The sequence below is a fragment of the Pseudomonas sp. GM48 genome, from assembly GCF_000282335.1.
In the GTDB taxonomy this organism is placed as follows: domain Bacteria; phylum Pseudomonadota; class Gammaproteobacteria; order Pseudomonadales; family Pseudomonadaceae; genus Aquipseudomonas.
This window is the reverse complement of the sequence record NZ_AKJM01000075.1, coordinates 65,549-91,020: the sequence shown is the minus strand read 5'-3', so window position 1 is coordinate 91,020 and position 25,472 is coordinate 65,549. Positions and strand designations below refer to the sequence as shown.

Here is a 25,472-nt window from a genome sequence, read left to right as displayed (position 1 = left end):
TTTACTCCTCTGCCCCGGCAGCTGAATGCGAGTTCATGTCCGTAGCGGCCACTTCTTTCTCTTTCTTCTCGTGGTGCACCTTAGGACCCGGTTTCATGCCTTCGTACTTGTCGACGATGGTCTGGAACAGGTTCGGCGTCACCGAGGAGTAGAGCTCGACTGGGTTGTTCTGGCTTGGCTTGGAAAGGGCTGCGTATTCAGCTTGTTCAAGCTGTTTAGGTGCCGTTTTGACTTCACTTACCCAGGCGTCGAAATCTTCCTGAGTAGTTGCGATCGCTTTGAATTTCATACCGGTGAAACCAGCGCCGCTGTAGTTGGCGGAGATACCGTCCATTTCAGCGTTTTCGTTGGCGATCAGGTGCAGCTTGGTCTGCATGCCCGCCATCGCGTAGATCTGGCCACCCAGAGCAGGGATGAAGAACGAGTTCATCACGGCGTCGGAAGTGATCTTGAAGTTGACCGGAGTGTGCGCCGGGAACACGATCTTGTTGACCGTGGCGATGCCTTGTTCCGGGTAGATGAACAGCCACTTCCAGTCCAGCGCGACCACTTCGATGGTCACCGGCTTCACGTCGGATTCCAGCGGCTTGTACGGGTCCAGGGCGTGGGTCGACTTGTAGGTGACGTAACCCAGGGCAATGATGATCAGTACTGGAACAGCCCACACCGCGATCTCGATCTTGGTGGAGTGGTTCCATTTCGGGGTGTAGGTAGCATTGGTGTTGGACGCGCGGTATTTCCAGGCGAACAGAAAGGTCATGATGATGACCGGAACCACGACCAACAGCATCAGCAGCGTTGCGGTGATGATCAGGTTTCGCTCGTCCAGACCAACCTGGCCCTTGGGATTGAGCAAGGTCATGTTGCAGCCTGACAGCAGCAATGTGCCGATCAGCGGCAATAAGCCTAGTAGTCTGGGGTACCTGTTTTTACTCATCTCACGACCTCTAAAGCAGCTTGCGCAATGCAGTTGGGTTTTGATCGCCAACACTTCACCCTGCCAAGGGTTGGCATTTTCTTGGATTGAATAAGGGCATGCCCGTCGTGCGTCAGACGCGTTTCGACAAATCCTGGGCCTGCGGCGAGTTCTTATTCGAATTCGTGGTCAAAGGCCTTGTTACAGACCAATTCCATTTGGTGCGGGTAGTTGGAGGCTCCGACACCAGGGCGTCGCATGAAGCCACTGGACCTCTCGACACCCTTTCTGCCTGACTCCTGGTTAAGGATTGAGCAGTGCCGGGTATTCAGTGCGGGCGATTGTAGTTATGTAGCGTTTCATAAACCATGTCTCATCCCGAAATAATTTTTATCCGATGCGGCAACAATCATTAACCAATTCCGCAAAAGTGGCGCATCTTATCGAAATTGATTCTCAACAAAAACACCAAAATAAGTAGGCCTACCACCCGCAGTTCAGACAGTATCGAAGGCTTGCACGCCTCTATCGACGTCGCCCAAACCCCGATATGACAAGGGCTCTGGCAATTCGCCGATGCCTGTTAAAACTGCCTGCTTCAGCTCGATCCGGCGAACATCGGCAACGCTGAATATTGGCCAATTTCGTTACGCATCCACGCGTCAATCCGTCTCCGGCGAATGCCCTGCGACACGCGCTCTGTGACAACATGTCGCACATGTGTCGCACCCTTGGCTGCCACACATCAGGGACTTTTTACCCGGCCTCTGAAGTGCGTTCTTCAAGAGCAAAATGCTCCGGACCTCTCATCGAGGACCGGGGCATTTTTTGTCCGACAATGCGTATCGACAGAGGATCTCAGCGCAGCGCCTTGCGGTTGCGCGAAGTCAGCAGCGGCACCAGCACCACGATCAGCACGAAGGCAACCAGCGCCCACTGCGCCAGCGACAGACCGAGGATCGGCGGATACGGCGTGGAGCAGAAACCATCGACCTGGAAGCCCAACGGGAAAATCTTCGCCAGCGGCAGACCATCGACAATCGGTTGCAACACATCGATGCCGCAGCTGACAGCCGGATAGAACTGCGTATAGACGTGATGCCCGGCAACGCCGACGCCTGCCAGCGCGCAGATCACCACCAGGGTTTCAAACACCGTGATGCTGCGACGGGTGCGCATGGCGGCGCCAATGAAGGCAAAGATCGCGATCAGCAGCAACGCATAACGTTGCAGGATGCACAGCGGGCAAGGTGCCTCGCCCAGAACAATTTGCATGTACAGCGCGCCGCCGATCAGTGCCAGGCAAATGATGCCCAACAACACCAGATAGCGCCGTTCACGCCCCAACCGCATGGTTTCCTCGCTCATCGCGTTTCCCTTGAAAATTTCGATTGCCCGCCAGTCTACACGCTGGCCCGGACCTTTGAGAGTCTGGAGCATGTCGGGGGGATTCGGGGGGAATAGACGATAAGGCGGTTAAGAAGGGATTAACTTTCGAGCGATTTTTTCAATTCAGGACTGCAGTGCGGCATTCGCGAGCAAGCCCGCTCCCACATTGGTCCGTGTCGCTCACAGATCAAATGTGGGAGCGGGCTTGCTCGCGAGGCAGGCGACTCGGTCCCCCGAGTCGCCGCAACCGCTTACTCCAGCGCCGCTGCCGGCCCGAAGAACTCGTAGCGGCTTTGCTTCTCCGGCACGCCCAGTGCCTTGAGGTGACGCTTGATGGACGCCATGAAACCTTTCGGCCCCAGGAAGTAAACATCCAGGTCACGCTGTTCCGGCAGCCATGCATGCAACTGCTGTTGGCTCAGCAACCCGACCTTGTGCGCCGCCGGGCTCACGCCGTCGTCCTCGGAATAGCAATAAAAACGCTTGAGCTGCGGATGACGCTCGGCCAGGCCATCGATCCAGTCGCGGAACGCGTGAACGCTGCCATTACGCGCGCAGTGGATGAAATGCACCGGCCGACGGGTTTCCAGTGCCGCTTCGAGCATCGCCAGGGTCGGGGTGATGCCGACACCGCCGCTGATCAGCACCAGCGGTTTATCGCTGGCGGTCAGGATGAACTCGCCCGATGGCGGGAACAACTGGATGCTGGCTCCGACATGCATCTGGTCATGCAGGTAGTTGGAAGCGCGGCCACCGGCTTCACGCTTGACGCTGATGCGGTACTGGCCTTTGTTCGCCAGCGCCGACAGCGAGTAGTTACGGCGAATCTCTTCACCGTCGAGGATCAGTTTCATGCCGATGTACTGGCCCGGCTCTGCCGCCAGGATCGGGCCTTTGTCGGCGGGTTCGAAGTAGAACGAAGTGATCTCGGTGCTCTCCTCGACCTTGCTTGCCAGGATGAATTCCCGCGCTCCGCGCCAGCCGCCGTGGGCCTGTTCTTTTTGGTCGTAGACGCTGGCTTCGGCACCGATCAGGATGTCCGCCAGCTGCCCGTAGGCCGCGCCCCAGGCCGCGATCACTTCAGGGGTGGCGATCTCTTCGCCCAACACTTCGGCGATGGCTCGCAGCAGGCAGCTGCCAACAATCGGGTAATGTTCCGGCAAGATCTGCAGGGCCACGTGCTTGTTGATGATCTTCGCCACCAGGTCGCCCAACTGGTCGAGTTGGTCGATATGGCGCGCATACATCAATACGCCGTTGGCCAGGGCACGCGGCTGGTCACCGCTGGCCTGGTGGGCCTGGTTGAACAGCGGGCGGACTTCCGGGTATTCGGAGAGCATCATGCGGTAGAAGTGCGTGATCAGCGCTTCACCACCGCTTTCGAGCAGCGGCACGGTGGATTTGACGATGGCACGGTCTTGAACGCTCAGCATAAGGTGACTCCTGGAGTTCTTGGGTTGCTAACGGGTTACCCTTTGCTTATCAGTTTCCATGCCAACTATTTAATCGTTATAAATCAGTAGGTTAATAACTACATAGTCATTTAGACACTGCCTGATTTATAGTCATACCGACTACACGGAGTCACTATGACTGCAAAACCCTTGCTCACCGCCCTGCTGCCCCTGGTCGCCGACCTGTCCCGCGAACTGCCCGAAGGCGAGCGTTATCGACGCCTGCTGGAAGCCATGCGCGCCCTGCTCCCGTGTGACGCCGCCGCGCTGCTGCGCCTCGATGACGAATGGCTGGTGCCACTGGCCGTCGACGGCTTGAGTACCGACACCCTCGGCCGACGCTTCAAGGTCAGCGAGCACCCGCGTTTCGAAGCGCTGCTTAGCAGCCCCGGCCCGACCCGCTTCGCTGCCGACTGCAACTTGCCCGACCCTTATGACGGCCTGGTCGATGGCCTGGATGATCATCTGGAAGTCCACGACTGCATGGGTTGCCCGTTATTCATCGACGAGCGTCCGTGGGGCCTGCTGACCCTCGATGCCCTCAATCCGGAGCAATTCGAACCGATTGAACTGGGCGCGCTGGAAGCCTTCGCCAGCCTCGCCGCCGCCACCGTCAACGCCGCCGAACGCATCGAGCGGTTGAACAACCGGGTCGAAGATGAACATCAGCGCGCCGAGGTCTACCGCCAGGCCAGCGGCCAGCAGCACCGCGAGATGATTGGCCAAAGCAAAGCCCATAAAAGGCTGATGGAAGAAATCAATCTGGTGGGCGGCAGTGACCTGACCGTGTTGATCACCGGCGAAACCGGGGTCGGCAAGGAATTGGTGGCCCAGGCCATTCACGCCGCCTCGCCCCGTGCCGACAAACCGATCATCAGTCTCAACTGCGCCGCATTGCCCGATACCTTGGTGGAAAGCGAGTTGTTCGGTCATGTTCGCGGCGCCTTCACCGGGGCGATGAACGACCGCCGTGGCAAGTTCGAACTGGCCAATGGCGGCACGCTGTTCCTCGATGAAGTCGGTGAGTTGTCGTTGACGGTGCAGGCCAAATTGCTGCGGGTTTTGCAGAGCGGTCAATTACAACGACTGGGCTCGGACAAGGAGCATCAGGTCGATGTGCGCCTGATCGCGGCGACCAACCGCGACCTCGCCGAAGAAGTGCGCAGCGGCCGCTATCGCGCCGACTTCTATCACCGTCTCAGTGTTTACCCGCTGCTGGTCCCGGCCTTGCGCGATCGCGGGCGTGATGTGTTGCTGCTCAGCGGTTACTTCCTGGAGCAGAACCGCTCGCGCATGGGCCTCAACAGCCTGCGCCTGAACAGCGACGCCCAGGCCGCGCTATTGGCCTACGACTGGCCCGGCAATGTACGCGAGCTTGAACACTTGATCGGCCGCAGCGCCTTGAAAGCGCTGGGCAACTGCAAGGAACGGCCGAAGATTCTCAGCCTGAGCGCGGCTGATCTGGATCTGCCCAACGCCAATGTTGAAGCCGCTGCCGAGCAACCCGCCGCCCTCGTAACGCAAGCAGTGACCGGCGACTTGCGCGAGGCTACCGAGCGTTATCAACGCCAACTGATCGGCGCCTGCCTGGAACGGCATAACAACAACTGGGCCAGCGCGGCGCGTGAGCTAGGCCTGGATCGGGCGAACCTGGGACGGATGGCCAAGCGGTTGGGGATGAAATAATCAGCACATTTGGCAAAAGGGTTTTCTGTGGCGAGGGAGCTTGCTCCCGCTCGGCTGCGCAGCAGTCGTACAACCTGCAGTCGAGATATGGTTGAAGGAATGCTGGGGAGCGCTTCGCACTCCAGCGGGAGCAAGCTCCCTCGCCACAAAGGTCCACCGTTTGGTTCGAGATGGGCATTCCCCCTAAAGCCTGCCCTCGACAAGTCGATAACCCGGCATCGAAGTTATCGGCGATCCCGAGATTGCCCGTCACCTTTTTCCTGAGAAGGTTCATATGTCCTCCAACAAAGCCCGCGCAGACTCACTTTCGCTTCTGCTGTTTACCTTGCGCAGCGGCAAGCTGATGGCGATCAACCTGCTCAAAGTCAGTGAAATCATTCCCTGCCCGCCGCTGACCCGGCTGCCGGAGTCACACCCTCACGTTAAAGGCATCGCTACCCTGCGCGGGGCGTCGCTGTCGGTGATCGACCTCAGTCGTGCCATCGGCGAGCGTCCGCTGGAAGATCCGAACGGCGGCTGCCTGATCGTCACCGATGTCAGCCGTTCCAAGCAGGGCCTGCACGTGCAGGCGGTGAGCAAGATCGTCCATTGCCTGACCACCGACATCCGCCCGCCGCCCTTCGGCTCCGGTGGTTTGCGCGCCTACATCACCGGCGTGACCTCGGTCGACGGCACCCTGGTGCAAGTGCTGGACATCGAAAAAGTCATCCACGGCATCGCCCCGGCACAAATCGAAATGGCGCCGACCGAACTGAGCATGGAAGACGCCGAATTGCTCGGCAACGCGCGCATTCTGGTGGTCGATGACAGCCAGGTCGCCTTGCAGCAATCGGTACACACCCTGCGTAACCTCGGCCTGCAATGCCACACAGCCCGCAGCGCCAAGGAAGCCATTGACTGCCTGCTGGACCTGCAAGGCACTGCGCAGCAGATCAACCTGATCGTCTCGGACATCGAGATGTCGGAGATGGACGGCTACGCCTTCACCCGCACCCTGCGGGAAACTCCGGACTTCGCGCATCTTTATGTGCTGCTGCACACGTCACTGGACAGTGCGATGAACGCAGAGAAAGCGCGTCTGGCCGGGGCCAATGCAGTGCTGACCAAGTTCTCTTCGCCGGAATTGACCCAATGCCTGATCACGGCGGCAAAGGCTGTCGCCGAGCAAGGTTACTGAGTCTTGGCCGAGGAATTTTGCTGGCTGATGCGGCGCGACCTCTCTGTAGTCGTGCCGCCACCCGATTGGCCAGCCGGCCTGCAACTGAGCGAGTACCGCCCCGAAATCGGCGCAGCCGTGCACCGTTTGATGGAGTTCGGTTACCTCGAAGGTGGCGGCCGCGTAGCAGCGCTGGACATGTGGCAATGGCAGTTCGAAACCGACCCGGAATATGACCCGGCGCTGTGTTTCATCACACAGGATGCCGAAGGCATCGTTGGCGTGTGCCAGTGCTGGACCAGCGCCTACATCAAGAATCTGGTGGTGCATCCACGGTTTCAGGGCCGCGGATTGGGGCGCGCCTTGTTGTTGCAGGCGTTCAAGGTGTTCCAGCAACGGCGCGAAGGATTTGTGGATTTGAAGGTGCTGGAAGACAACCACCGGGCGCGGCGATTGTATGAAAGTGTCGGGATGCGCGCAGTCCGCCGGGAGCCGGTTCCGGACTGATACGCCGCCTTCGCGGGCGAGCCCGCTCCCACAGGTTATGTGTCGTGCACAGAGTTTGTGGTCGTACTCGGTCACTGTGGGAGCGGGCTTGCCCGCGAAGGGGCCGGCACAACCGACCCAAATCCTTCAGGCATACTCTAGCCTTGGCCATTGCACATCCAAGGATGACTGCCCCATGAAACCCGCAACCCTAATCTTCCTCTGCCTCACCGCCCTCACCTCTCAGGCCCACGCCTCAAGCCCCGACGCCTGGGCCACCTACGACAAAGCCGTACTTGCCAGTTGCACCAAGGCCAGCGGCCTGAAAGACGCCAAACCCGTGGGCAATGCCGCACAGTTCGATGACCGGGTTGGCTATACCGCGCTCCTGCTCCAGGGCCAGTACCCGCAAAAACACATGAAAGGCGCACAAGGCACTGAACTGTGCCTCTACAACAAAAAGAGCAAAACCGCGTACGTCACCGAATGGGACTCTATCCGCCCGGCCGGCAAGGCAAACTGATTGGCGCATAACTTGCTTTGAAAGCGGCTTTTATGGCGGCATTCTGTCGCCGTTTCATGTCCTGAGATACGAACAAACGCTCAATGAGTACGACGTTTTCCTGTGTAGGCTGCGGTAAATGTTGCAACGACCACCATGTGCCCCTGACCTTGAGCGAGGCCCGGATGTGGGCAGCCGATGGCGGTCAGTTGATCGTGCTAGTCGAAGCGTTTCTGGGTAATGGCCTGGGTCTGCCGGCGCAACAACGCGAACATGCCGAACGCCGTTCGGCAGCGGTGCGCAGCGGCGAATCCGATGCGTACGTGGCCATCACGTTCGCCGCCTACAATGTCGGCCCCTGCCGGAATCTTGACGAAGACAACCTCTGTCGCATCTACGAACGCCGGCCGCTGGTGTGCCGCATCTACCCGATGGAAATCAATCCGCACATTCCCCTGAACATCACCCTGAAGGAATGTCCGCCCGAGTCGTGGGAAAAAGGACCGGATCTGATTGTCGGCGGTGAGCTGGTAGACCGGGAGCTATCGGAGTTGATCCAGCGTTCCCGTCAGGCCGATCGCAATGACATTCAGATCAAGGATGCGATTTGCGCGTTGCTGGGGATTCGGACAACCGCGCTGAAGGGCGATGGCTTCACCGCTTATCTGCCGGACATGAACGAGTTCGCCACGGTCGTCGATGAATTGACCAGGCAGGCCTTGCCGCAATGGAGCAGCGAATGGCTGTTCCATGTCTCGGGTGAGGATGTCGCCGGGCAGGTACTTGCGGCCGGTGCGCAAGTGGCGACGGATGCGCCGGCGAACTATGCGTTTATTTCATTGCGCACGGCCTGAACGCCTGACTCTGACGCAAACTCGATTTGCGTCAGAGCGATTGCAGCGTTAGGTCAGCGGGTAGCAACCGCCATGCATTCGACTTCCACCCGCGCATTCATTACCAGTTTTTTCGCACCGAACGTTGTCCGGGCAGGCAATCGATCTGTCGGGAAGTAACGCTTGTAGACTTCGTTCATCGCACCAAAGTCCTTCATGTCCGCAAGAATGACCGTGCATTTTGCAACGTTCTCCAAAGACGAACCACTGCGTTGCAGGGCGCTGCTCAGATTCTCCATGGTTTGGACCATTTGCGGGCCGAAGCCACCCTTGACGAGTTCGTCACCGGCGCTGACGCCAATCACACCTGACAGATGGATCATCTCGCCGACCTGTACCGCATCGGCAAACGGCAGGCCTTCTCCACCTGGGAAGTACCGAGGAAAATCGGGGGCTGCTGCTGGCAAGTAACGCTGGGTAATCGCCTGATACCGGCCATCTTGCTTCAGCCGCTCAAGGGCCAGATTCAGGTTGTCGCGCAATTGAGTATCGGTTTTGCGCAAGGCCATGGCCACGCCGCTGCCCAGCATGGGGTCCTCGAGGGCCGGACCGGAAAAATCGAACGCCTGGCCTTGGGGCTGGCTGAGCAATGCGTAAGTGATTTCGATGGAGTCTTGCAGGGTGGCATCGACTCCCCCCGCAAGCAGGCTCTCGATCAATTGCTGGTTGAAATCGAAACTGCGCACCGTTACCCCGGCCGGAGCCCAACGGGCCTTGGCGAACGCTTCGCGGCTGGTACCCGTGAGGACGCCGACTGTTTTGCCTTTGAGCGATTGCGCATCCGCTTGCAGATTCGCCCCTTTGCGCGCCACAAGGCGGCTGCTCAGGGGGTAGAGATCGTTGGTGAAATCAACCCGCTCTTTACGCGCCGATGTGGCGGTCATCGGCAGGATCACATCAAAGCGGCCAGCTTCAAGGGCGTGAATATTGGAGGCGTAGTCCTGATCTATCCAGACACAGCGGGTGTTGAGTTCGGCGCAGAGCGCATGACCCAACTCAATGTTCAACCCCACCAACTCACCCTTGTCATCACGGCTTTCAAACGGTGGAACAATGGCTTCGATACCGAAACGAATCTGTGGCTCTGGTGCGGACGACACGCAACCAGCGGTCATGACCAGTAGCGACAGTAACGAAAAAGATTTCACCAGAGACATATTGACGGCCTTCATCAGGAATTCATGAACCTGGAATGCTCAATGAATGGCCACTGCATTTCCCAGCAGCGTAATCGCCAACTCTTGTGGGAAATATCTTGATGAATGAGAGAAAAAAACCGCCAGCAATCTCGGAGGGTCAGCGCTTGCCCATCGAACGACGAGTCCCCGGCGGCGCCATGCCTGGAGTTTTGGTGTGGCCGTTCTTGGCGCCATTCTTGTACCACGGCTGATTAGAGCCCTTGGCCGACGCCAGTTCGCCCGGCTTGAACGGGAACTTGAAAGCCGGAATCCCGGCTTTGGTTTCGCCTTCGGCACTGGACTCGAGACTGTCTGGCAGCGCGGCCGGCTCGTCGCGCATGGCGTCGGCGACTGGCGGTTGTTTCGGGGAAGTCATGAAAGCTCCGGGTGATGCGTAATGTGTCGGGCCCGGTCAGCGAGCCGCGAAAGGCCGCCAGTATAGCGGATTAGCAGCGGCGAGCTTCAAGCGGCAAGCTTCAAGTCAAAAGCAGTGGCGATGGCTTTTGGACTTGCGGCTTGCCGGTTGAAACTTGTAGCTTGCTAAGCATTCCTCACCGCCCGACGAGCCGCCTCCATGAAAAAAACCGTCCTCGCCTTCAGTCGCGTCACGCCTGAAATGGTCGAACGCCTGCAACAGGACTTCGACGTCATCGTGCCGAATCCGAAAAACGGCGACATCAACGCCCAGTTCAACGAAGCCCTGCCCCATGCCCACGGCTTGATCGGCGTCGGCCGTAAACTCGGTCGTGCGCAACTGGAGAACGCCGCCAAACTGGAAGTGGTGTCCAGCGTTTCGGTGGGCTACGACAACTACGACGTGGCCTACTTCAATGAACGCGGGATCATGCTCACCAATACCCCGGATGTGCTCACCGAAAGCACCGCCGACCTGGCCTTCGCCTTGTTGATGAGCAGTGCCCGCCGCGTAGCCGAACTGGATGCCTGGACCAAGGCAGGGCAATGGCAAGCGACCGTCGGTGCACCGTTGTTCGGTTGCGATGTCCACGGCAAGACCCTGGGTATCGTCGGTATGGGTAATATCGGCGCGGCCATTGCCCGCCGTGGTCGCCTGGGTTTCAACATGCCGGTTATCTACAGCGGCAACAGCCGCAAGACTGCGCTGGAACAGGAGCTCGGTGCGCAGTTCCGTAGCCTGGATGAATTGCTGGCCGAAGCCGACTTCGTCTGCCTGGTGGTGCCGCTCAGCGAAAAAACCAGGCACCTGATCAGTCATCGCGAACTGGCGCTGATGAAGCCAGGCGCCATCCTGGTGAACATCGCCCGTGGCCCGGTGGTGGATGAACCGGCGCTGATTGAAGCGCTGCAAAACAACCGCATTCGCGGTGCCGGGCTGGACGTGTACGAAAAAGAGCCGTTGGCCGAGTCGCCACTGTTTCAGCTGAAAAACGCCGTGACCTTGCCCCACATCGGTTCGGCCACCCATGAAACCCGCAATGCCATGGCCAACCGCGCCCTGGCCAACTTGCGCAGCGCCTTGCTGGGCGAGCGACCGCAGGACCTGGTCAACCCGCAAGTCTGGAAGGGTTGAAAAAACGGGCAGGCGTTACAAGCGCCTGCCCGTTAATTCAAAGAACAAAAAACAAATAAATCTCAACTTATCAAGCAAGTATTCTGAATACACACCCTGCAATCCAGTCAACAACCAAACAATAAAACCACACGATAGACTCTCCTTACTTACCCAGGCATAACGGGAACAATAATGGAGATTAACAATCTTGAGCCAACTCACAACAAGTCAAGTCATTCGATTCAGCAAAGCCACACTGATGTTGTTTATCAGTTTCTTTGGATTGCTGATGCTTTACAGCAACTTCACGGATTACGCGACCAACTATGAATACCTCGCCCACATCCTGAGCATGGACACCACCAGTGATAGCCAGAAATACAGCTACAGGGCTATTACCTCAGCGATGCTGCATCACCGCATCTACTGGCTGATCATTACACTTGAGGTGGTCTACACCATATTTTGCGCACTCGGAACCTATTACCTTTATAAAAACATCAACACCGGCCCGGGAGAGTTTCACGAAGCCAAAAAACCTGCACTGATAGGACTGCTGATCGCCCTCGCCCTCTATTACGTTGGCTTTCAAGTGATTGGAGTCGAATGGTTCAACATGGATGAATCGCAAAACTGGAACTACAAGGACTGGGCCCGGCAGATTGTTGATTTCATCTTTTTGTTATTAATATTCATCGCGATGAAAATCGAGCGCTGAGCCCCTCGACGCTCGATGCCACTACCTCAGGCCAGTTTGCCGCCACCCAGTACCTGGGGTGCTTTTGGTTTGCGAAACACCAGTACGTTCCCCGACATCACCAACACCAGCCCCAACAATGCCGGCACGGTCCATTGATAACCCTCGGCAAACGCTGACACGTTGAGCGCCACCACCGGGAATAGCACCGTGCAATACGCAGCACGCTCAGGCCCCATGCGTCCGACCAGGGTCAGGTAGGCGGTGAAACCGATCACCGATCCCGGAATCACCAGGTACAGCAGCGACCCGATGTAACGCGCGCTCATTTCCATCTCGAAAGGAATGCCTTTGACCAGACACCACACCGAGAGCATCGCTGCACCGTACGCCATGCCCCAGGCATTGGTGGTCAGCGGCTTGAGAGCGGCCTTCTGTTGCAGGCTTGAGAGCATGTTGCCCGCCGAGAAACACAAGGTGCCGCACAGGGCCAGACCGAGACCGAGCAAGGTTTCCGGGCTGGCGGTATGCCCGGCCAATTCCGGCCAGAACAGCAGCCCCAGCCCAAGCAGGCCCAGCGCCCCCCCCATCAGCACATTGCGGGCGATTTTCTGAGCGAAGAACACCCGCGCGTTGAGGGCGTTCCACAAGGTCGCGGTGGAAAACACCACGGCCACCAGACCGCTGGGGATCCACTGGCTCGCCGTGAGGAAGCACATGAAGTTGACGCAGAACAGGCACAAGCCCTGAGCCAGGCAGATCAGGTGCCCGCGACGGTTCATCACTTGCAGGCGTCGGCTGAGCAGCAGGATCACGAACAGCACCAGCGCAGCGAGGCCGAAGCGATAGACGATCGACACGGGAATGGCCACCACGCCCAGTTGCCACTTCAAGGCAATCCAGGTGGTGCCCCAGATCAGCACGGTCAGCAAGTACAACGAAAGGTTCATGACTAAGGCTCCTCGATAGGTGCCCAGTGTCCGACGCAACGCCTGGGCGCACTTGCATAAACTTGCGCTTTTGTCTGGCGACAGGCTGGCAGGCACACGTCTACGGAGTAGGATGCAGGGCGTTGGATGCAGGTGTTAGAGAGCAACGATCATGGCTGCACTGGATACCCTACAAGTCTTTCAAGCTCTTAACCGTTCGCCGAATGCTCGCCTCGAGCACAGCGCCGAGCTCGGTGACGGCTTGTCTGCTGCCTTGTGGAGCAATCACCACGATGCCCAGGAATACGAAGCGCCCAGCCACCACACGTTGTCCTGTTACATAGCCGGCGGCACCGGCACCTTCCGTCGCGACCGGCCCGGCAACAAGGGCGGCCCGGACAAACTTTGCGTCCTGCCGGCCGATCACCAGTCAGGCTGGGTGATCAACGGCGACATTCGCCTGGCGCACCTGTATTTCAGCCCCGAACAATTTGCCCTCGGCTGCGTCACCCTGCTCGATCGCGAACCACGGGAAATGCAGCTGCGCGAGCAGACCTTTCTCGATGATCCGCAGCAGGCGCTGCGCTTTCGGCAGTTGATCACTTTGAATTGGGACGAGCCGGGCGAGCGCCTGCTCACCAGCAGCCTGGCCCACGAATTGCTCAGCCATGCCCTGCTCAGCCAGGTCAACGTGCGTCAGGGCTTGCGCCTAAAAGGCGGATTGGCCGCACATCAGCGCCGGCATCTGGTGGAGTTCATCGACAGCCATCTGGACGACGCCATCAGCCTGGGTCAACTGGCGGCGTTGTGTGCATTGTCGGAATACCACTTCGCGCGGATGTTCCGCGAAAGCTTCGGCTTGCCGCCCCACCAATACGTGCTGGCGCGGCGCCTGAACCGGGCGCGGGAGTTGCTGCGCACGACCTCGCAACCTCTGGGGGAAATTGCACTGGCTTGCGGCTTTTCCAGTGCCAGCCACTTTACCAACCGATTTCGCCAGGCCCTGGGTGGAACGCCTGGCGAGTATCGGCAGGCGTTTTTACGCTAATCCCGAGCTTTTTCGTGGCCTGTATGAGCGCCTTCGCGGGCAAGCCCGCTCCCACAAGGTTTGGTGGTGCTCAGCTGTTTTGTAATCACCCTCTTCCCCTGTGGGAGCGGGCTTGCCCGCGAAGAACGATGACGCGGTCTGTCGTCAGAACTCCAAGGTGCTGGACAGCGAAATCTGCCGCGAATCGCCCATCGACACAAAGAAGCGGCTCGCCGCCGAAGTGTAGTAAGTGCGGTCGAACAGGTTCTTCACGTTGAGCTGGAACTTGACCCTCTGCCCTTCGACCTTGGTGTCGTAGGTGGCGAACGCATCGGCCACGGTGTAGCCCGGCAGGTCGAAATCGTTAACCGCGTTGCCCGCGCGCTCACCCACATAGCGCGCCCCGGCGCCGACCCGCAGCTGATCACCGCCAATGACGGTGCCGAAGTCATAGACGGCCGACAACGAGCCGCTGTTCTTCGCCACATTTTGCAGTTGATTACCTTTGTAAACCGGGTCCTCGGTGACTTCGGCGTCGGTGTAGGCGTAGCTGCCGATCATGCTCCAGCGATCGCTGAGCTGACCGCTCAAGTCCACTTCCAGGCCACGGGAACGCACTTCGCCGGCGGCACTGTAAATCGTGGTCGGGCCTTCGGCGTTGGCCACCAGCACGTTGCGTTTCTTGATGTCGAACAGTGCGATGTTGCCGGTGACGCGACCCGGCAGATCCAGCTTGGCACCCAGCTCCCAGGACTTGGCTTCTTCCGGCGCGATGCCACCGTCAAGCACGGTACTGCTACCGCTCAGCGGCGCGATGGTCGAGTTGGGTTTGAACGACTCGGTGTAGCTGCCGTAGAACGACAAGGCATCGGTGTACTTGTACACAAGGCCCGCGCGCGGCACCCATTTCTGCCCGTTGCTGTCGGTGTTGGCGTGGAACGGCACGCCTTTGCCAGCATATTGGTCATACGCCTGAAAGCGCGCGCCGGCCACCAGAATCCACTGCTCGGTGAGGTGGATGGAGTCTTGCAGGAACACCGAATCGCTGCGCAGCTCATCGGTCTGCGCGCTGTCGGCCGCACTGACGGTGGTGCCCGCCACTTCCCGACCATAGACCGGATTAACGTAACTGAACGTGGTCAGGCTTTTCTGGCGGATCAGGTCTTCGCGGAAGATCTTGCGGTATTCGTCGTCGATTCCGAACAGCAGGTCGTGCTGCATGCCAAGCACGTTCACGTTGCCTTCGAGGCTGGCGGTGGTGAAACGATCAGTGCTGATCGCATTCCGGGTGCCGTCCATGCTGCGGGTCAGGGTGCCCTTTTGGGTGTCGATGGCGGTCACGCGCACCTGGCTGGCGTCGTAGGTTTCACGGTTCCAGCTGTAGCCGAAATGGGCTTTCCAGTTGTCGTTGAGTTCGTGATCGGCTTCGAAGTGATAGAGGTCCGAACGCCCTTCCATGTTGTTGAACGGCTCGTCGAGACGCTCATTGCGCGAGATGTCCAGCGGATGGTTGGTCCGCGGATCGATCAGCGTGCCACGGTCGAACGGCGTGAGAAATTCGCGGTGCTCATAGGCGAACAGCAGCTTGGTGCTTTCGCCGTACCAGGCCAGCGACGGTGCAACCAGGCTCTCGCGATGCACGCCAAAATTGCGCCAGTAATCTTCGTCTTCGTAGTCCAGCACCATGCGGTAGGCCAGCCCGGAATCGCCGAGGGCGCCGGTACTGTCGAGACCGCCGCCGCTGCCATTCTTGCTGTCGCCATAGGTCGAGCCGCGCAAGTTCAAGGCGTTGTACTGCTCAAGCTCGGGCTTCTTGCTGACCATGTTGACCACGCCGCCCGGATCCTGAATGCCGTAGAGCAACGAGGCCGGCCCCTTGAGCACTTCAACCCGGTCGACGCTGGCATTGAGACCACGACCCTGCACGATCGGCATGCCGTCACGCATGATCGAGCCGTTACGGTTGTCGCCAAAGCCGCGGACCATCACCGAATCCTGAGTGCTGCCCAAGGTGTTGGCCTGAGTAATGCCGCTGACATTCGCCAGGGCGTCATCGAGATTGCGCGGAGCCTGGTCGCGGATGACTTGGGCCGGGACCACGTTGATGGTCTGCGGGATGTCCTGAATCGGCGCCGAGGAGCGCATCACCGAAGAAATCGGTGGCGGCTGGTAGCTCATGGAATCGTCCATCACCGAAGTGATGGTGGTCGCACCCAGGTTCAATGCGCCTTCGGTAGGCTTCGGCTCCAGGGCCATGGTGTGGCCGTCAGTGCGACGGAACGTCAAGCCCGAACCGCTGAGCAGACGTTGCAAGGCCTGTTCGGCGCTCATCTGGCCATTGATTGCCGGCGCATTGAGACCGTATGGCGCTTCATCGGTGTAGACGACGCTGATGCCGGTCACCCGGCTGAAATCACTCAAGGCCTGGGGCAGCGGTTTGGCGGCCAGGGAAAAACTGAACTGCGCACGTTGCTGGCTGTTGCCGGCTTCAGCGGCCAGCGCCACGCTCAGCGGTAACAACGCCAATGCCGAATAGCTCAACGCAGACACACTCAACCATTGTTTGACCGAACCCGATTTTGCCCTGGACTTCATGACTCATGACCTGTGTAGAACCGCAACGGATGCGAATGACTCGCAGTTTCAGTCACTACACGGATGGCAATCGGGTTTACCTCAGCAAAAATTTGAAAATATTTTTATTCAGGGTGATGTGGTGTTTGAACTGGCCCCTTCGCGGGCAAGCCCGCTCCCACAGGGTTCTATGTTGTCCCCCAATTTGGTGACCGACTCAAAACCTGTGGGAGCGGGCTTGCCCGCGAAGAGGCCGGCAGCTTCAACGCAAAATAATCAGATGCCCCAACACCTGATGCTGCTCAAACCCCATCACCCCCTGCAACGAACTCAACACCGCCTGCGGGTTCCTGCTCGGGAAGCTGCCACTGACCCGCCGTGTCGCCAGCTCATCGTTGAGCAACACGATTCGTCCGGGGTAATAGCGCCCCAAATCCTGCACCACATCGGCCAGCGTCGCCTTGTAGTAATTGAGCCAGCCCTGACGCCATGCCAACTGCGCTTCGCTGTCCACTGAGTGGAGCTTTTGCGCCGAACTTTCGCCGTAGGCCACTTGCTGGCCGGCGGTGAGAATTTGCTGTTCGGCGTTCTTGTCCGCCGACACGCCAACCCGCCCCGACAACACCGTGACCTGCGCGCCATGGGGCTGTAAACGGACTTCGAATTGCGTGCCCAGGACCCGCGTCTGGCCTTTCTCGGCCTCCACCACAAACGGCTCGCCGGTATGGGTGACGCTGAAAAAGCCGGCGCCGCGGCGCAACTGCACATGGCGCTCGCCACGGCTGAAATCCACCGCGATGGCACTGTCGGCGTCCAGGGTGACTTGCGATTGATCGGCCAGGGTCACCGTGCGAATTTCCCCTGGCGCCGAGACGTAATCCGCCCCCAGGTCATCGATCCAGCGCATCGGCTGCCAACCCGTGCCGAAGCTGATCATTAGCAGCAGGCAAGCGGCCATGGCCAAGGCACCGGACCAGCGCCCGACGGTGTTGCGCCGCGAGCGATTCATCGCCTTGAGGTACCCCTGCAAGGCAAAAGCGTCTTCATGGGCGAGGGTGCGCGCCGGCACTTCGCTCAACTCCCACAGCACTTGCGCCTGGGCATACGCCTCGGCATGGGCAGGGTCGGCTTGCAACCATTGGCTGAACGTAGCCTGGTCACCGCTGCTTGGCTGGTCATGCAACAGGCTCAGCCAGGCCAGCGCGGCCTGCTCCTGCGCGGGCGTCGGAATGACGCGGTCAAAGTGGTTCACGGTGCTTTCCCTGGCATACGCGTTTCGGGTTCCCGAAGGCTGGCCTTGCAGGCTTCGAGGGCGCGCATCATATGTTTTTCCACGGCACTTTGGGACAAACCCATAGCCTTGGCGATCTCCGCGTACTTACGGCCATGAATACGATTGAGCAAAAAAATCTGCCGTGTACGCTCCGGCAAGGCGCGCAACGCCGCTTCGACATGACGCAAATCGCTGCCCGCCTCCAATGCCGCCTGCGGTCCGCTGCCGTGGCTGTCCGGCGGTTCGACCAGCAAGCCTTCACTGGCCCGGACTCGCGTGCCTTCACTGCGCAAATGGTCGATGGCGATGTTGCCGGCGCAGCGCAGCAGATAAGTGCTGAGCTCCTCGACCTGCACCAGCGGCCGCCGCCAGAAACGCAGGAACAAATCCTGTACCAGGTCAGCCGCCGTCGCCCGGCAACCGACGCGACGGTTCACCAACGCCTCCATTTGCGAGCGCTGGGAAAGAAAGACCTGGAGAAAATGCGCACGATCGCAGCGTTGTTCGTCGCGCTCGATATCGTGGGGGTCGGGTGGGAGAGTGATCATCATTCATGTTTCGACCTGAAAACCGGTGAGGCCACGACAGCGTCAGGGGGCCGGCAAGGTCGCAATATTAATGATAAATATTCTCATACGCAAAAGGATCGGGTGCAGCCCTCTATAACGCCCATTGGTTGCACCACAGCCATGCCAATGGCCACGGAATCCAAAAGCCAGCGAAAACAAAACGGGCCTGCAATGCAGGCCCGTTTTCATGGGAAGGTAAAAAGTGAATCAGGTGTCAGCCGTTAAGCGCCGCCTGTTCGTTCTCCAGAAACTCTTCTTCCAGCAGATGGTCGGCATGGGCACCACTCTCGATGGGCACCACATTGGCTCGTTTGCCGCGTAATTTGCCGAACATATGCTCCAGCGCATGTTCAAGTTTGGTGGCCGCTCCGTCGATCGCCTGCTCCATGGTGGAGGCTTTATGGGTGACGGAAACCGGTTGATGGCCTTTTGGCCGCGCCTCCAGTTGGCAGCGCATGTCATGGGGACCCGGCTTGTCGCCGTTCTCGTCCCGCAGGTGAACCTCGACGCGTGTCAGGTCCTCTTCGTAGCGTTCGAGCGTGCTCTCAATGGTCGTACGTACCCACTCCTCCAGTCGTTTACTGCCTTGAATATGGTTATCGCTATTGACTTGGATTTGCATAGTTCATCCCTTATTTCAGCTAGCTCGCGAGAGGCCGGTCAGCTAAGCCCTTGGGCGTCGTCACCGTGACCTCTTGGTTACACAATCGGTCTGTACGCTGAACAATTCAACCCCCTAAAAAAGATAAATTTTCAATCGCAAAAAAAGCCGGACAACCGGTAAAAGCGCTGTTAAGGTCGGGAGTTGGGTCGCCCTGCTCTTACGTAATAATTGCTCACATTTGCCGCTCCCCTAACGGGTGCAAGCTGCGAAAAATTCCCGCCTCTTCCACCAGCCAGTCATGCACCGCACGCACGCCGGGATGGCTCAGCGCACCCGGTGCATAGAGCAACATGTAGCGTTTGTGATTAGGCACCGCCAAGCCAAAAGGCACGATCAACGCCCCACGCTCCAGTTCGTCGTTAAGCAGCGTTCGTCGGGCAATTGCCACGCCCATCCCGGCGATGGCCGCCTCGATGGTCAGGTGATTACGATTGAAGGTATGCCCGCGTCGCACATCCGCCCCCTCAAAGCCGATGGCATTGAGGTAAAACTCCCATTCCGCGTACTCGTAGCTGCCGCGCCAGGCGGTGATGTCGTGCAGCAAGGGAAAGTGCATCAGGTCTGCCGGACCATGCAGCGGCGGACGACCACGCAACAGGCCCGGCGCGCACACCGGAAAAATCTGTTCATCAAGCAAGGCTGTGGATAACAGGCCCGGATAGCTGCCGTCGTTCAGGTCGATCGCCAGGTCGAAGTCGCCTTCATGCAACGGCACGCTGCTGTCCTCGGCCACCAGGCGCAACTGAATGTCCGGAAAACGCTGCTGCAAACGCGGCAGGCGCGGCGTCAGCCATTTGCTCAGGAACGATGGAATCGAGCGCACCCGCAGAATTCCGCTGATCATGCCCGCGTCCAGTCGCCGCAATTCCGCGTCGATGCTGCCAAAGGCCTCGTTGACGGTAATGGCCAGGCGCTGGCCCTCGGCGCTCAGTTCCACGCCACGGGCACGACGGTGAAACAGGCGAAAACCCAGGCGTTCTTCCAGCTGGCGAATCTGCTGGCTGACCGCCCCCGGTGTGATGTGCAGTTCTTCGGCGCATCGGGTGAACGACAGGTGCCGCGCGGCACAGGCAAACACGTTCAGCCAGACATATGTCTGGGCGTGTAATTGACGGCTCATCGTTTAGTCCTGCTAAAGGATGTCTTAGGAATTTTCGTTGGTCACGTAGGACCTTGACGGGCAGTATCGCCGACATTGCGCTTGTCCTACAAAAATGGCGGCGATTCCTCTTCCATTGCTTGTATAGGCTTTAGCATGGCTATCAGTGTTTTCGATCTCTTCAAAGTCGGCATCGGCCCGTCCAGCTCCCATACCGTCGGTCCGATGCGCGCCACCGCGACCTTTGCCCGGCAACTGGTCGAACAGGGTTTGCTGGGTGACGTGCGACGAGTGGAAATTCGCCTTTACGGTTCACTCTCCGCCACCGGCGTCGGCCACGCAACGGACCGCGCCTGCGTCATGGGCCTGATGGGCGAATGGCCCGACAGCATCGATCCCGGCACCATCGACAGCCGCATTCACACCCTGCGCGAAACTGGCAGATTGTGCCTGGCAGGCGTTGCGGAAATTGCCTTCGACTGGCAACGCGATCTCCTGTTGCTCGACGAGAGCCTGCCCTACCACCCCAATGCCATGTCCCTGACAGCCTTCGGCGAATCCGGCGAACTGTTCGAGCAAACCTATTACTCGGTGGGCGGCGGCTTCATCATCGAAGCGGCCGAGGCCGAATCCGGGATCGCACCGACTGGCGATGTGGTGCTGCCTTACGACTTTTCCAGTGCCGCCGAACTGCTCAAGCTCTGCAACGAGCACGGGCTGCGGGTGAGCGAACTGATGATGGCCAACGAGCGGGCATGGCGCACTGACGCGCAGATCCGCCAGGGCCTGTTGCAGATCTGGTCGGTAATGCGCGAATGCGTCGAGCAGGGTTTACGCCACGAAGGCATTCTGCCCGGCGGCCTGAATGTTCCGCGTCGAGCGGCGAAACTGCATCGCAGCCTGCAGGAAATCGGCAAGCCGAATGTCATCACCTCCACGTTGTCAGCGATGGAATGGGTCAACCTGTACGCCTTGGCGGTCAATGAAGAAAACGCCGCCGGCGGGCGCATGGTCACGGCCCCGACCAACGGCGCGGCGGGGATCATTCCGGCGGTGCTGCACTACTACATGAAATTCAATGCCGAGGCGTCTGACGACGATGTGCTCGCGTTCTTCCTGGGCGCAGCTGCCGTCGGCATCCTGTGCAAGAAAAACGCTTCGATCTCCGGAGCCGAAGTCGGTTGCCAGGGCGAAGTCGGCTCCGCCTGCGCCATGGCCGCCGCGGGTTTGGCAGAGGTGCTTGGCGCCACCCCGGAACAGCTGGAAAACGCCGCCGAAATCGGCCTGGAGCACAACCTCGGCCTCACCTGCGACCCGGTTGGCGGACTGGTGCAAGTGCCGTGTATCGAGCGCAATGCAATCGCCGCCGTGAAGGCAATCAACGCCACGCAAATGGCCCTGCGCGGCGACGGCAAACACTTCATTTCCCTGGACCGGGTGATCCGTACCATGCGTGACACCGGGGCGGACATGCACGACAAGTACAAAGAGACGTCACGTGGCGGACTGGCGGTGAACTGGGTGGAATGTTGACCGTTTTGGTTGCACGCCAGCCATTATTGCCCTGAAACGTGCAGAAAACGCGGCCCCCTGTAGGAGCGAGCTTGCTCGCGAAAAACCAAAAGGCACCGTGGGGTGTCTGGGTTTACGCGTTATCGTTGACGACCATCGCGAGCAAGCTCGCTCCTACAGAACGTGTTTTTTGTCCGACAATTTTCCGGCATGGGCCTTGCTAGTTCCCTGGTGGAACAATGATGGCGAGATGGCCGGTGGTCTGGCATTGCGAACCAACCCGATCACGGCCGGTCAACAACTGCAGGTTCAATCAAGCGGTGACGCATCATGGACAACCCTTTCCAGCTCATTACCGATGCCTTCGCAGCGGATTATCAGATCAACCTGAGCATTCAGGGCCTGGACGGCAGCATCATGCTGACCCTTTCCGACAATGGCCGCGTGGTGGCCAAACGCATGATCAGCGCCGAGCAACGCAATGACCCCCAACGTCTCAAGCGCCTGGTTCAAAGCATTCAATTCGGCATTGCCATCGAACAAGGCCACAGCGCCGTGACCATTCTCCAAGCCATGACCACCGGCGGCGGTCGGACCTTACCGCCACCCGCCGTCAAAGGGCGGCTGCGCCCCACGCTCGGATTCTAGATTTCGCCCTTCTCGATCTCTGGATGTTCACTGGAGCCCGCACCGATCTTGCGTTGCGGGTTTTCGATCTTCACCGATGGAAATTGCGACGAAGCGTAACGCACCACCAGAATCGCAAACGCCAGCAGCAAGATCCCGCCACACAGGTAAATGATCCCCAGGTCCGGCGGGTTGTGATGCGAAACGTTGGAAATCAGCAACCGCGTCAGCGCGGTGATCGCCACGTAGATCAGGAAACGCACGGGCATGTGGTTGGTCTTGAAGTAAATCCCGACCATCGCCCCCAGTTCCAGGTAGATGAACAGCAGCAAGATGTCATCGATCTTGATGTGCCCCTCTTCGATCATCCCGAGAAATTCCATCACCGCCGCCCACGCGGTCACCGCACCAATTGCGAACAGCGCCAGGTAGTGAAAGGTTTCGACGAACAGATTGCCCAGGGACTCGGCCAGGTCATGCACGCTCTGCCGCAATTTTTCGGCCCAGTTGATTTTCACGATGATGCTTCCTTAGGTCGGCTCGACCGGATGATGCGGGTTGGACGTGACGTTTTTCTGTATGCAGAAAAAAGGCCAGCCCATGATGGCGAGCTGCTCTGGATTGCGCGCCGTGGCGTTTGGTCGCACCTGTGCAGCGCCTCGCCTGACAAATGTCGAATCCGGACTACATTAAAAAGCCACTACCCAAAAGACAGGGTTTCGCTTATCCTTTCGCTGTATATAGATACAGTAGTCGAAACCGACAACCAATGTGAAGGCATGTGAGGTGGTGAATGGCCGTCGAAGTGGTATACCGCAGCAGCCGAGATCTGGAGCGCTTGTTCATGGATAAAGCCGAAGCTGACCGTCATGACAAAATGCTCGAACTGGCCGAATTGCTGGCTGAAGTGTTGCAAAAAGCCGTTCCGTCCCTGACCGAGCAGCAAGTGGAAGAAGCCGGGATCTACATGGCGAAGAATCGCGATGTGTTCGCCAAGGCGTTCAAGAGCCAGCCGGACGCCCTGTCCGAACTGCTCAGCGCACCGGTTGAAGTCGCAGAACCTGTTGCAGCGGTTGAGGCCGTTGAGGCCGTTGAAGCCGCTGAGCCGATCACCCCGGCCAAGCCTGCCAAGGCCCCCAAAGCCGCCAAGTAAGCAAAGCCCAAATTGAATAGGCCCTGAGTCGAATGGCTCAGGGCCTTTTTCATGCCTGTGGAAAACTCATGGCTGATTCACCGGTACAACACTTTCTCCGCCAACTCGTCGGCCACCCGTGCGGGGGAGCGTTTTTCCGCCTGGGCGTGGGCGAACACTTCGGTCAGGCGCGAGCTGATTTTCGACAAGTGTGCGGTGATGGTCGACAGCTCTTCGCCGCGGTGCTTGAGCGAAACGTAAATCAGCCCACCGGCGTTGATCACATAATCCGGTGCGTACAGGATGCCCCGCCGCTCCAGTTGGTCGGCGACATCCAGATGCGTCAACTGATTATTCGCCGAACCGGCCACCGCCGAGCAGCGCAGTTGCGTCACGCTGTGGCTGCTCAGCACCCCGCCCAAACCGCACGGAGCAAGAATATCGCAAGGCGTGCTGAGCAGTGCGTCGTTGGCGATGGGGTGAGCCCCGAGTTGCTCCATCGCCAGTTGCACCTTGCCGTGATCGATATCGCTGACCAGCAATTCGGCCCCGGCGGCGTGCAACTGTTCTGCCAGGGCATAGCCGACGTTGCCCAGGCCTTGAATGGCGACGCGCAGGCCTTCGAGGTTATCGCTGCCCAGTCGCGCCATCGCCGTGGCGCGAATGCCGGTGAATACGCCCATCGCCGCGTGCGGCGCGGGGTCGCCCGCCGAGGTGGTGCTGGTGACGTGTTGGGTCTGTTGGGCGATGCAATCCATGTCCGCCACTGAGGTGCCACTGTCGATGGCCGTGATGTAGCGTCCGTCGAGCTGATTGATACAGCGCCCGAAGGCTTCGAACAGCGCGGCGCGATTGGCCACGTGAACGGGGCGAATGATCACCGCCACGCCGCCGCCCTGGGCCAGGCCAGCCAGCGCAGCCTTGTAGCTCATGCCCTGGGCCAGGCGCACAGCGTCCTCGACCGCGGACTCGTCGCTGGGGTAGGCAAGGTAACGACAACCACCCAGGGCAGGCCCCAGGCGGCTGTTATGAATGGCAATGACCGCCTTCAACCCGGTGACCGAGTCAACGCTAAGATGCAGCGATTCAAGGCGAGTGCTTTGCATGAGAGCGAACATCGTAAGGCTCCCGAATCACTTCTTGTAGTCGCCAGTATAGGCTTGCGCCCAAAATTTGCAGAAGCGCACAGGAATAAGCACGGCCACGATGCTGGCTTTCGGAAATAACCTGTATTGGCCCTTGTGCGGCACTGGACGAATGCCGGAGAGGGGGCTAAAACGAGGCATTGCCCGGAGATTCTGATGACCCCGCGCCAATCGTTTTTCGCCTGTTTGCAACGTTCACCGCCCGCGCTGTTCGAGGCGGCACTGTGGATTGCGGCCGAGCACGATAGCGAGGTGAACCCGCAAGCGCTGCTGGCCGATTTCCAGGCGTTGCAACAACGGGTCAGTGGCGGATTGCCGATGCTGCCGGTCAGTGAACTGGCCCAGCCGCTGCTGCGGCGCATGAACGATCTTGGTTTTGCCCAGGACGATTTCACGCCATTGCGCCCGCAAGTGGCACTGCTCGACAAAGTACTGGAACGCAGACGAGGGCAACCCTTGACGCTGGGGCTGATTGCACTGGAGTTGGCCCGGGGCCTGGAGATTCCCTTGGTCGGGGTCAACTTCCCCGGACATTTCCTGCTGCGGGTGCCGGGCGCCGATCATTTGCTCGACCCCTGCGGCGGCCGTCGGCTTTATCCGAACGATTGCCGGGAATTACTGCACCGCCAGTACGGCCCGAACATAAAGCTCAGCGCCGAGCACCTTGAGACCGCCGAGCCGGTGCAGATGCTGCAACGGCTGTCGCGCAACCTGCGCCAGTTGTACCTGTCCCACGACGATTTCATCAATGCCTTGATCGACGCCGAGCGCGTCCTGGAACTGGGCAATGCCACTGCCGCCGACTACCTGGCCCGGGCCAGCCTGTATCAACGGCTGGACTGCCCGAATGCCGAGCGATTTGACCTTGAGCATGCGCTGCTGCTCAGCGACGACCCGATCCAGCGGATTCGCCTGACGGAACGGCTGGGGCATTTGCCGCCGAACGCCATCGTTCATTGATCACAAAACACCTGTGGGAGCGGGCTTGCTCGCGAAAGCGGTGTGTCAGCCACATTATTATTGGCTGACACGC

General features: G+C 59.3%; 24 protein-coding genes and 1 pseudogene. 12 read left to right on the top strand and 13 right to left on the bottom strand.

Annotation, left to right across the window (positions count from 1 at the left end; translation table 11 throughout):
* Position 1: 1 nt before the first annotated feature.
* The 3 genes from cyoA to hmpA form a co-directional block, all read right to left on the bottom strand.
* Positions 2-937 carry a ubiquinol oxidase subunit II gene (gene cyoA / locus PMI28_RS14855; RefSeq protein WP_007986826.1) on the bottom strand — a complete coding sequence of 312 codons (936 nt, stop codon included), beginning with the start codon at positions 935-937 and terminating at the stop codon, positions 2-4.
* Between the two features lie 837 nt (positions 938-1,774).
* Positions 1,775-2,284 (bottom strand): disulfide bond formation protein B, encoded by a 510-nt coding sequence (locus PMI28_RS14860; RefSeq protein WP_033063323.1) that lies wholly within the window; start codon positions 2,282-2,284, stop codon positions 1,775-1,777.
* Between the two features lie 272 nt (positions 2,285-2,556).
* Positions 2,557-3,738, bottom strand: coding sequence for an NO-inducible flavohemoprotein (hmpA, locus tag PMI28_RS14865; protein WP_007986824.1), 1,182 nt, complete (start codon positions 3,736-3,738; stop codon positions 2,557-2,559).
* Between the two features lie 156 nt (positions 3,739-3,894).
* Here hmpA and norR point away from each other — a divergent pair, with 156 nt between their 5' ends.
* The 5 genes from norR (at position 3,895) to PMI28_RS14890 (ending at position 8,443) form a co-directional block, all read left to right on the top strand.
* Positions 3,895-5,445, top strand: coding sequence for a nitric oxide reductase transcriptional regulator NorR (gene norR, locus PMI28_RS14870; protein ID WP_007986823.1), 1,551 nt, complete (start codon positions 3,895-3,897; stop codon positions 5,443-5,445).
* 274 nt (positions 5,446-5,719) lie between these two features.
* Entirely contained in the window at positions 5,720-6,622 is a 903-nt protein-coding gene (locus tag PMI28_RS14875) for a chemotaxis protein CheV (protein ID WP_007986822.1), read from the top strand.
* Between the two features lie 27 nt (positions 6,623-6,649).
* On the top strand, positions 6,650-7,108 hold the full coding sequence (locus PMI28_RS14880) for a GNAT family N-acetyltransferase (RefSeq protein WP_033063327.1): 459 nt from the start codon (positions 6,650-6,652) through the stop codon (positions 7,106-7,108).
* Between the two features lie 175 nt (positions 7,109-7,283).
* Positions 7,284-7,610, top strand: a complete 327-nt coding sequence (locus PMI28_RS14885; protein ID WP_007986819.1) for a hypothetical protein — start codon at positions 7,284-7,286, stop codon at positions 7,608-7,610.
* Positions 7,611-7,693: 83 nt separating this feature from the next.
* The gene (locus tag PMI28_RS14890; RefSeq protein ID WP_033063322.1) at positions 7,694-8,443 is read left to right on the top strand and encodes a YkgJ family cysteine cluster protein; all 750 of its coding nucleotides are present in this window, start codon (positions 7,694-7,696) and stop codon (positions 8,441-8,443) included.
* A 53-nt stretch (positions 8,444-8,496) separates the two neighbouring features.
* Here PMI28_RS14890 and PMI28_RS14895 read toward each other — a convergent pair whose 3' ends face one another.
* Both PMI28_RS14895 and PMI28_RS14900 read right to left on the bottom strand, forming a co-directional pair.
* Positions 8,497-9,639 (bottom strand): transporter substrate-binding domain-containing protein, encoded by a 1,143-nt coding sequence (locus tag PMI28_RS14895; RefSeq protein WP_007986815.1) that lies wholly within the window; start codon positions 9,637-9,639, stop codon positions 8,497-8,499.
* A 139-nt stretch (positions 9,640-9,778) separates the two neighbouring features.
* Positions 9,779-10,036 carry a hypothetical protein gene (locus tag PMI28_RS14900; protein WP_007986813.1) on the bottom strand — a complete coding sequence of 86 codons (258 nt, stop codon included), beginning with the start codon at positions 10,034-10,036 and terminating at the stop codon, positions 9,779-9,781.
* A 198-nt stretch (positions 10,037-10,234) separates the two neighbouring features.
* On the opposite strand from PMI28_RS14900, the gene PMI28_RS14905 reads away from it, so the two are divergent.
* Positions 10,235-11,209 (top strand): 2-hydroxyacid dehydrogenase, encoded by a 975-nt coding sequence (locus tag PMI28_RS14905; RefSeq protein WP_007986811.1) that lies wholly within the window; start codon positions 10,235-10,237, stop codon positions 11,207-11,209.
* A gap of 190 nt (positions 11,210-11,399) precedes the next feature.
* Positions 11,400-11,909: a DUF2165 domain-containing protein gene (locus PMI28_RS14910; RefSeq protein ID WP_007986809.1), complete on the top strand. Its 510-nt coding sequence runs from the start codon at positions 11,400-11,402 to the stop codon at positions 11,907-11,909.
* Between the two features lie 26 nt (positions 11,910-11,935).
* Here the strand turns inward: PMI28_RS14910 and PMI28_RS14915 are convergent, their stop codons facing one another.
* Positions 11,936-12,838: a DMT family transporter gene (locus tag PMI28_RS14915; protein WP_007986807.1), complete on the bottom strand. Its 903-nt coding sequence runs from the start codon at positions 12,836-12,838 to the stop codon at positions 11,936-11,938.
* A gap of 151 nt (positions 12,839-12,989) precedes the next feature.
* Between PMI28_RS14915 and PMI28_RS14920 the strand changes: the two genes are divergently transcribed.
* Positions 12,990-13,865, top strand: a complete 876-nt coding sequence (locus tag PMI28_RS14920) for a helix-turn-helix domain-containing protein (RefSeq protein ID WP_007986805.1) — start codon at positions 12,990-12,992, stop codon at positions 13,863-13,865.
* A 144-nt stretch (positions 13,866-14,009) separates the two neighbouring features.
* On the opposite strand, the gene PMI28_RS14925 is transcribed toward PMI28_RS14920, so the two are convergent.
* The 5 genes from PMI28_RS14925 to PMI28_RS14945 all read right to left on the bottom strand — a co-directional run bounded on the left by PMI28_RS14925 (position 14,010) and on the right by PMI28_RS14945 (position 20,044).
* On the bottom strand, positions 14,010-16,439 hold the full coding sequence (locus PMI28_RS14925) for a TonB-dependent siderophore receptor (RefSeq protein ID WP_007986803.1): 2,430 nt from the start codon (positions 16,437-16,439) through the stop codon (positions 14,010-14,012).
* 241 nt (positions 16,440-16,680) lie between these two features.
* On the bottom strand, positions 16,681-17,670 hold the full coding sequence (locus PMI28_RS14930) for a FecR family protein (protein ID WP_007986801.1): 990 nt from the start codon (positions 17,668-17,670) through the stop codon (positions 16,681-16,683).
* Positions 17,667-18,239 (bottom strand): RNA polymerase sigma factor, encoded by a 573-nt coding sequence (locus tag PMI28_RS14935; protein WP_033063326.1) that lies wholly within the window; start codon positions 18,237-18,239, stop codon positions 17,667-17,669. The genes PMI28_RS14930 and PMI28_RS14935 overlap by 4 nt, the downstream gene beginning before the upstream one ends.
* A gap of 235 nt (positions 18,240-18,474) precedes the next feature.
* Complete coding sequence (locus tag PMI28_RS14940) at positions 18,475-18,882, bottom strand: HPF/RaiA family ribosome-associated protein (RefSeq protein WP_007986797.1); 408 nt, start codon at positions 18,880-18,882, stop codon at positions 18,475-18,477.
* A 214-nt stretch (positions 18,883-19,096) separates the two neighbouring features.
* The gene (locus PMI28_RS14945; RefSeq protein ID WP_007986794.1) at positions 19,097-20,044 is read right to left on the bottom strand and encodes a LysR substrate-binding domain-containing protein; all 948 of its coding nucleotides are present in this window, start codon (positions 20,042-20,044) and stop codon (positions 19,097-19,099) included.
* A 135-nt stretch (positions 20,045-20,179) separates the two neighbouring features.
* On the opposite strand from PMI28_RS14945, the gene PMI28_RS14950 reads away from it, so the two are divergent.
* Entirely contained in the window at positions 20,180-21,556 is a 1,377-nt protein-coding gene (locus PMI28_RS14950) for an L-serine ammonia-lyase (protein ID WP_007986792.1), read from the top strand.
* Between the two features lie 309 nt (positions 21,557-21,865).
* Entirely contained in the window at positions 21,866-22,183 is a 318-nt protein-coding gene (locus tag PMI28_RS14955; RefSeq protein ID WP_007986790.1) for a DUF3509 domain-containing protein, read from the top strand.
* On the opposite strand, the gene PMI28_RS14960 is transcribed toward PMI28_RS14955, so the two are convergent.
* Complete coding sequence (locus PMI28_RS14960; protein WP_007986788.1) at positions 22,180-22,680, bottom strand: phosphate-starvation-inducible protein PsiE; 501 nt, start codon at positions 22,678-22,680, stop codon at positions 22,180-22,182. The genes PMI28_RS14955 and PMI28_RS14960 overlap by 4 nt on opposite strands.
* Positions 22,681-22,955: 275 nt before the next feature.
* Here PMI28_RS14960 and PMI28_RS14965 point away from each other — a divergent pair.
* Positions 22,956-23,195: pseudogene (locus PMI28_RS14965) on the top strand (YebG family protein); the annotation flags it as partial.
* 197 nt (positions 23,196-23,392) lie between these two features.
* Here PMI28_RS14965 and PMI28_RS14970 read toward each other — a convergent pair.
* The gene (locus tag PMI28_RS14970; RefSeq protein WP_007986784.1) at positions 23,393-24,412 is read right to left on the bottom strand and encodes a Glu/Leu/Phe/Val dehydrogenase family protein; all 1,020 of its coding nucleotides are present in this window, start codon (positions 24,410-24,412) and stop codon (positions 23,393-23,395) included.
* Positions 24,413-24,595: 183 nt separating this feature from the next.
* On the opposite strand from PMI28_RS14970, the gene PMI28_RS14975 reads away from it, so the two are divergent.
* Entirely contained in the window at positions 24,596-25,399 is an 804-nt protein-coding gene (locus PMI28_RS14975) for a SirB1 family protein (RefSeq protein WP_007986782.1), read from the top strand.
* The last annotated feature ends 73 nt before the right edge of the window (positions 25,400-25,472 follow it).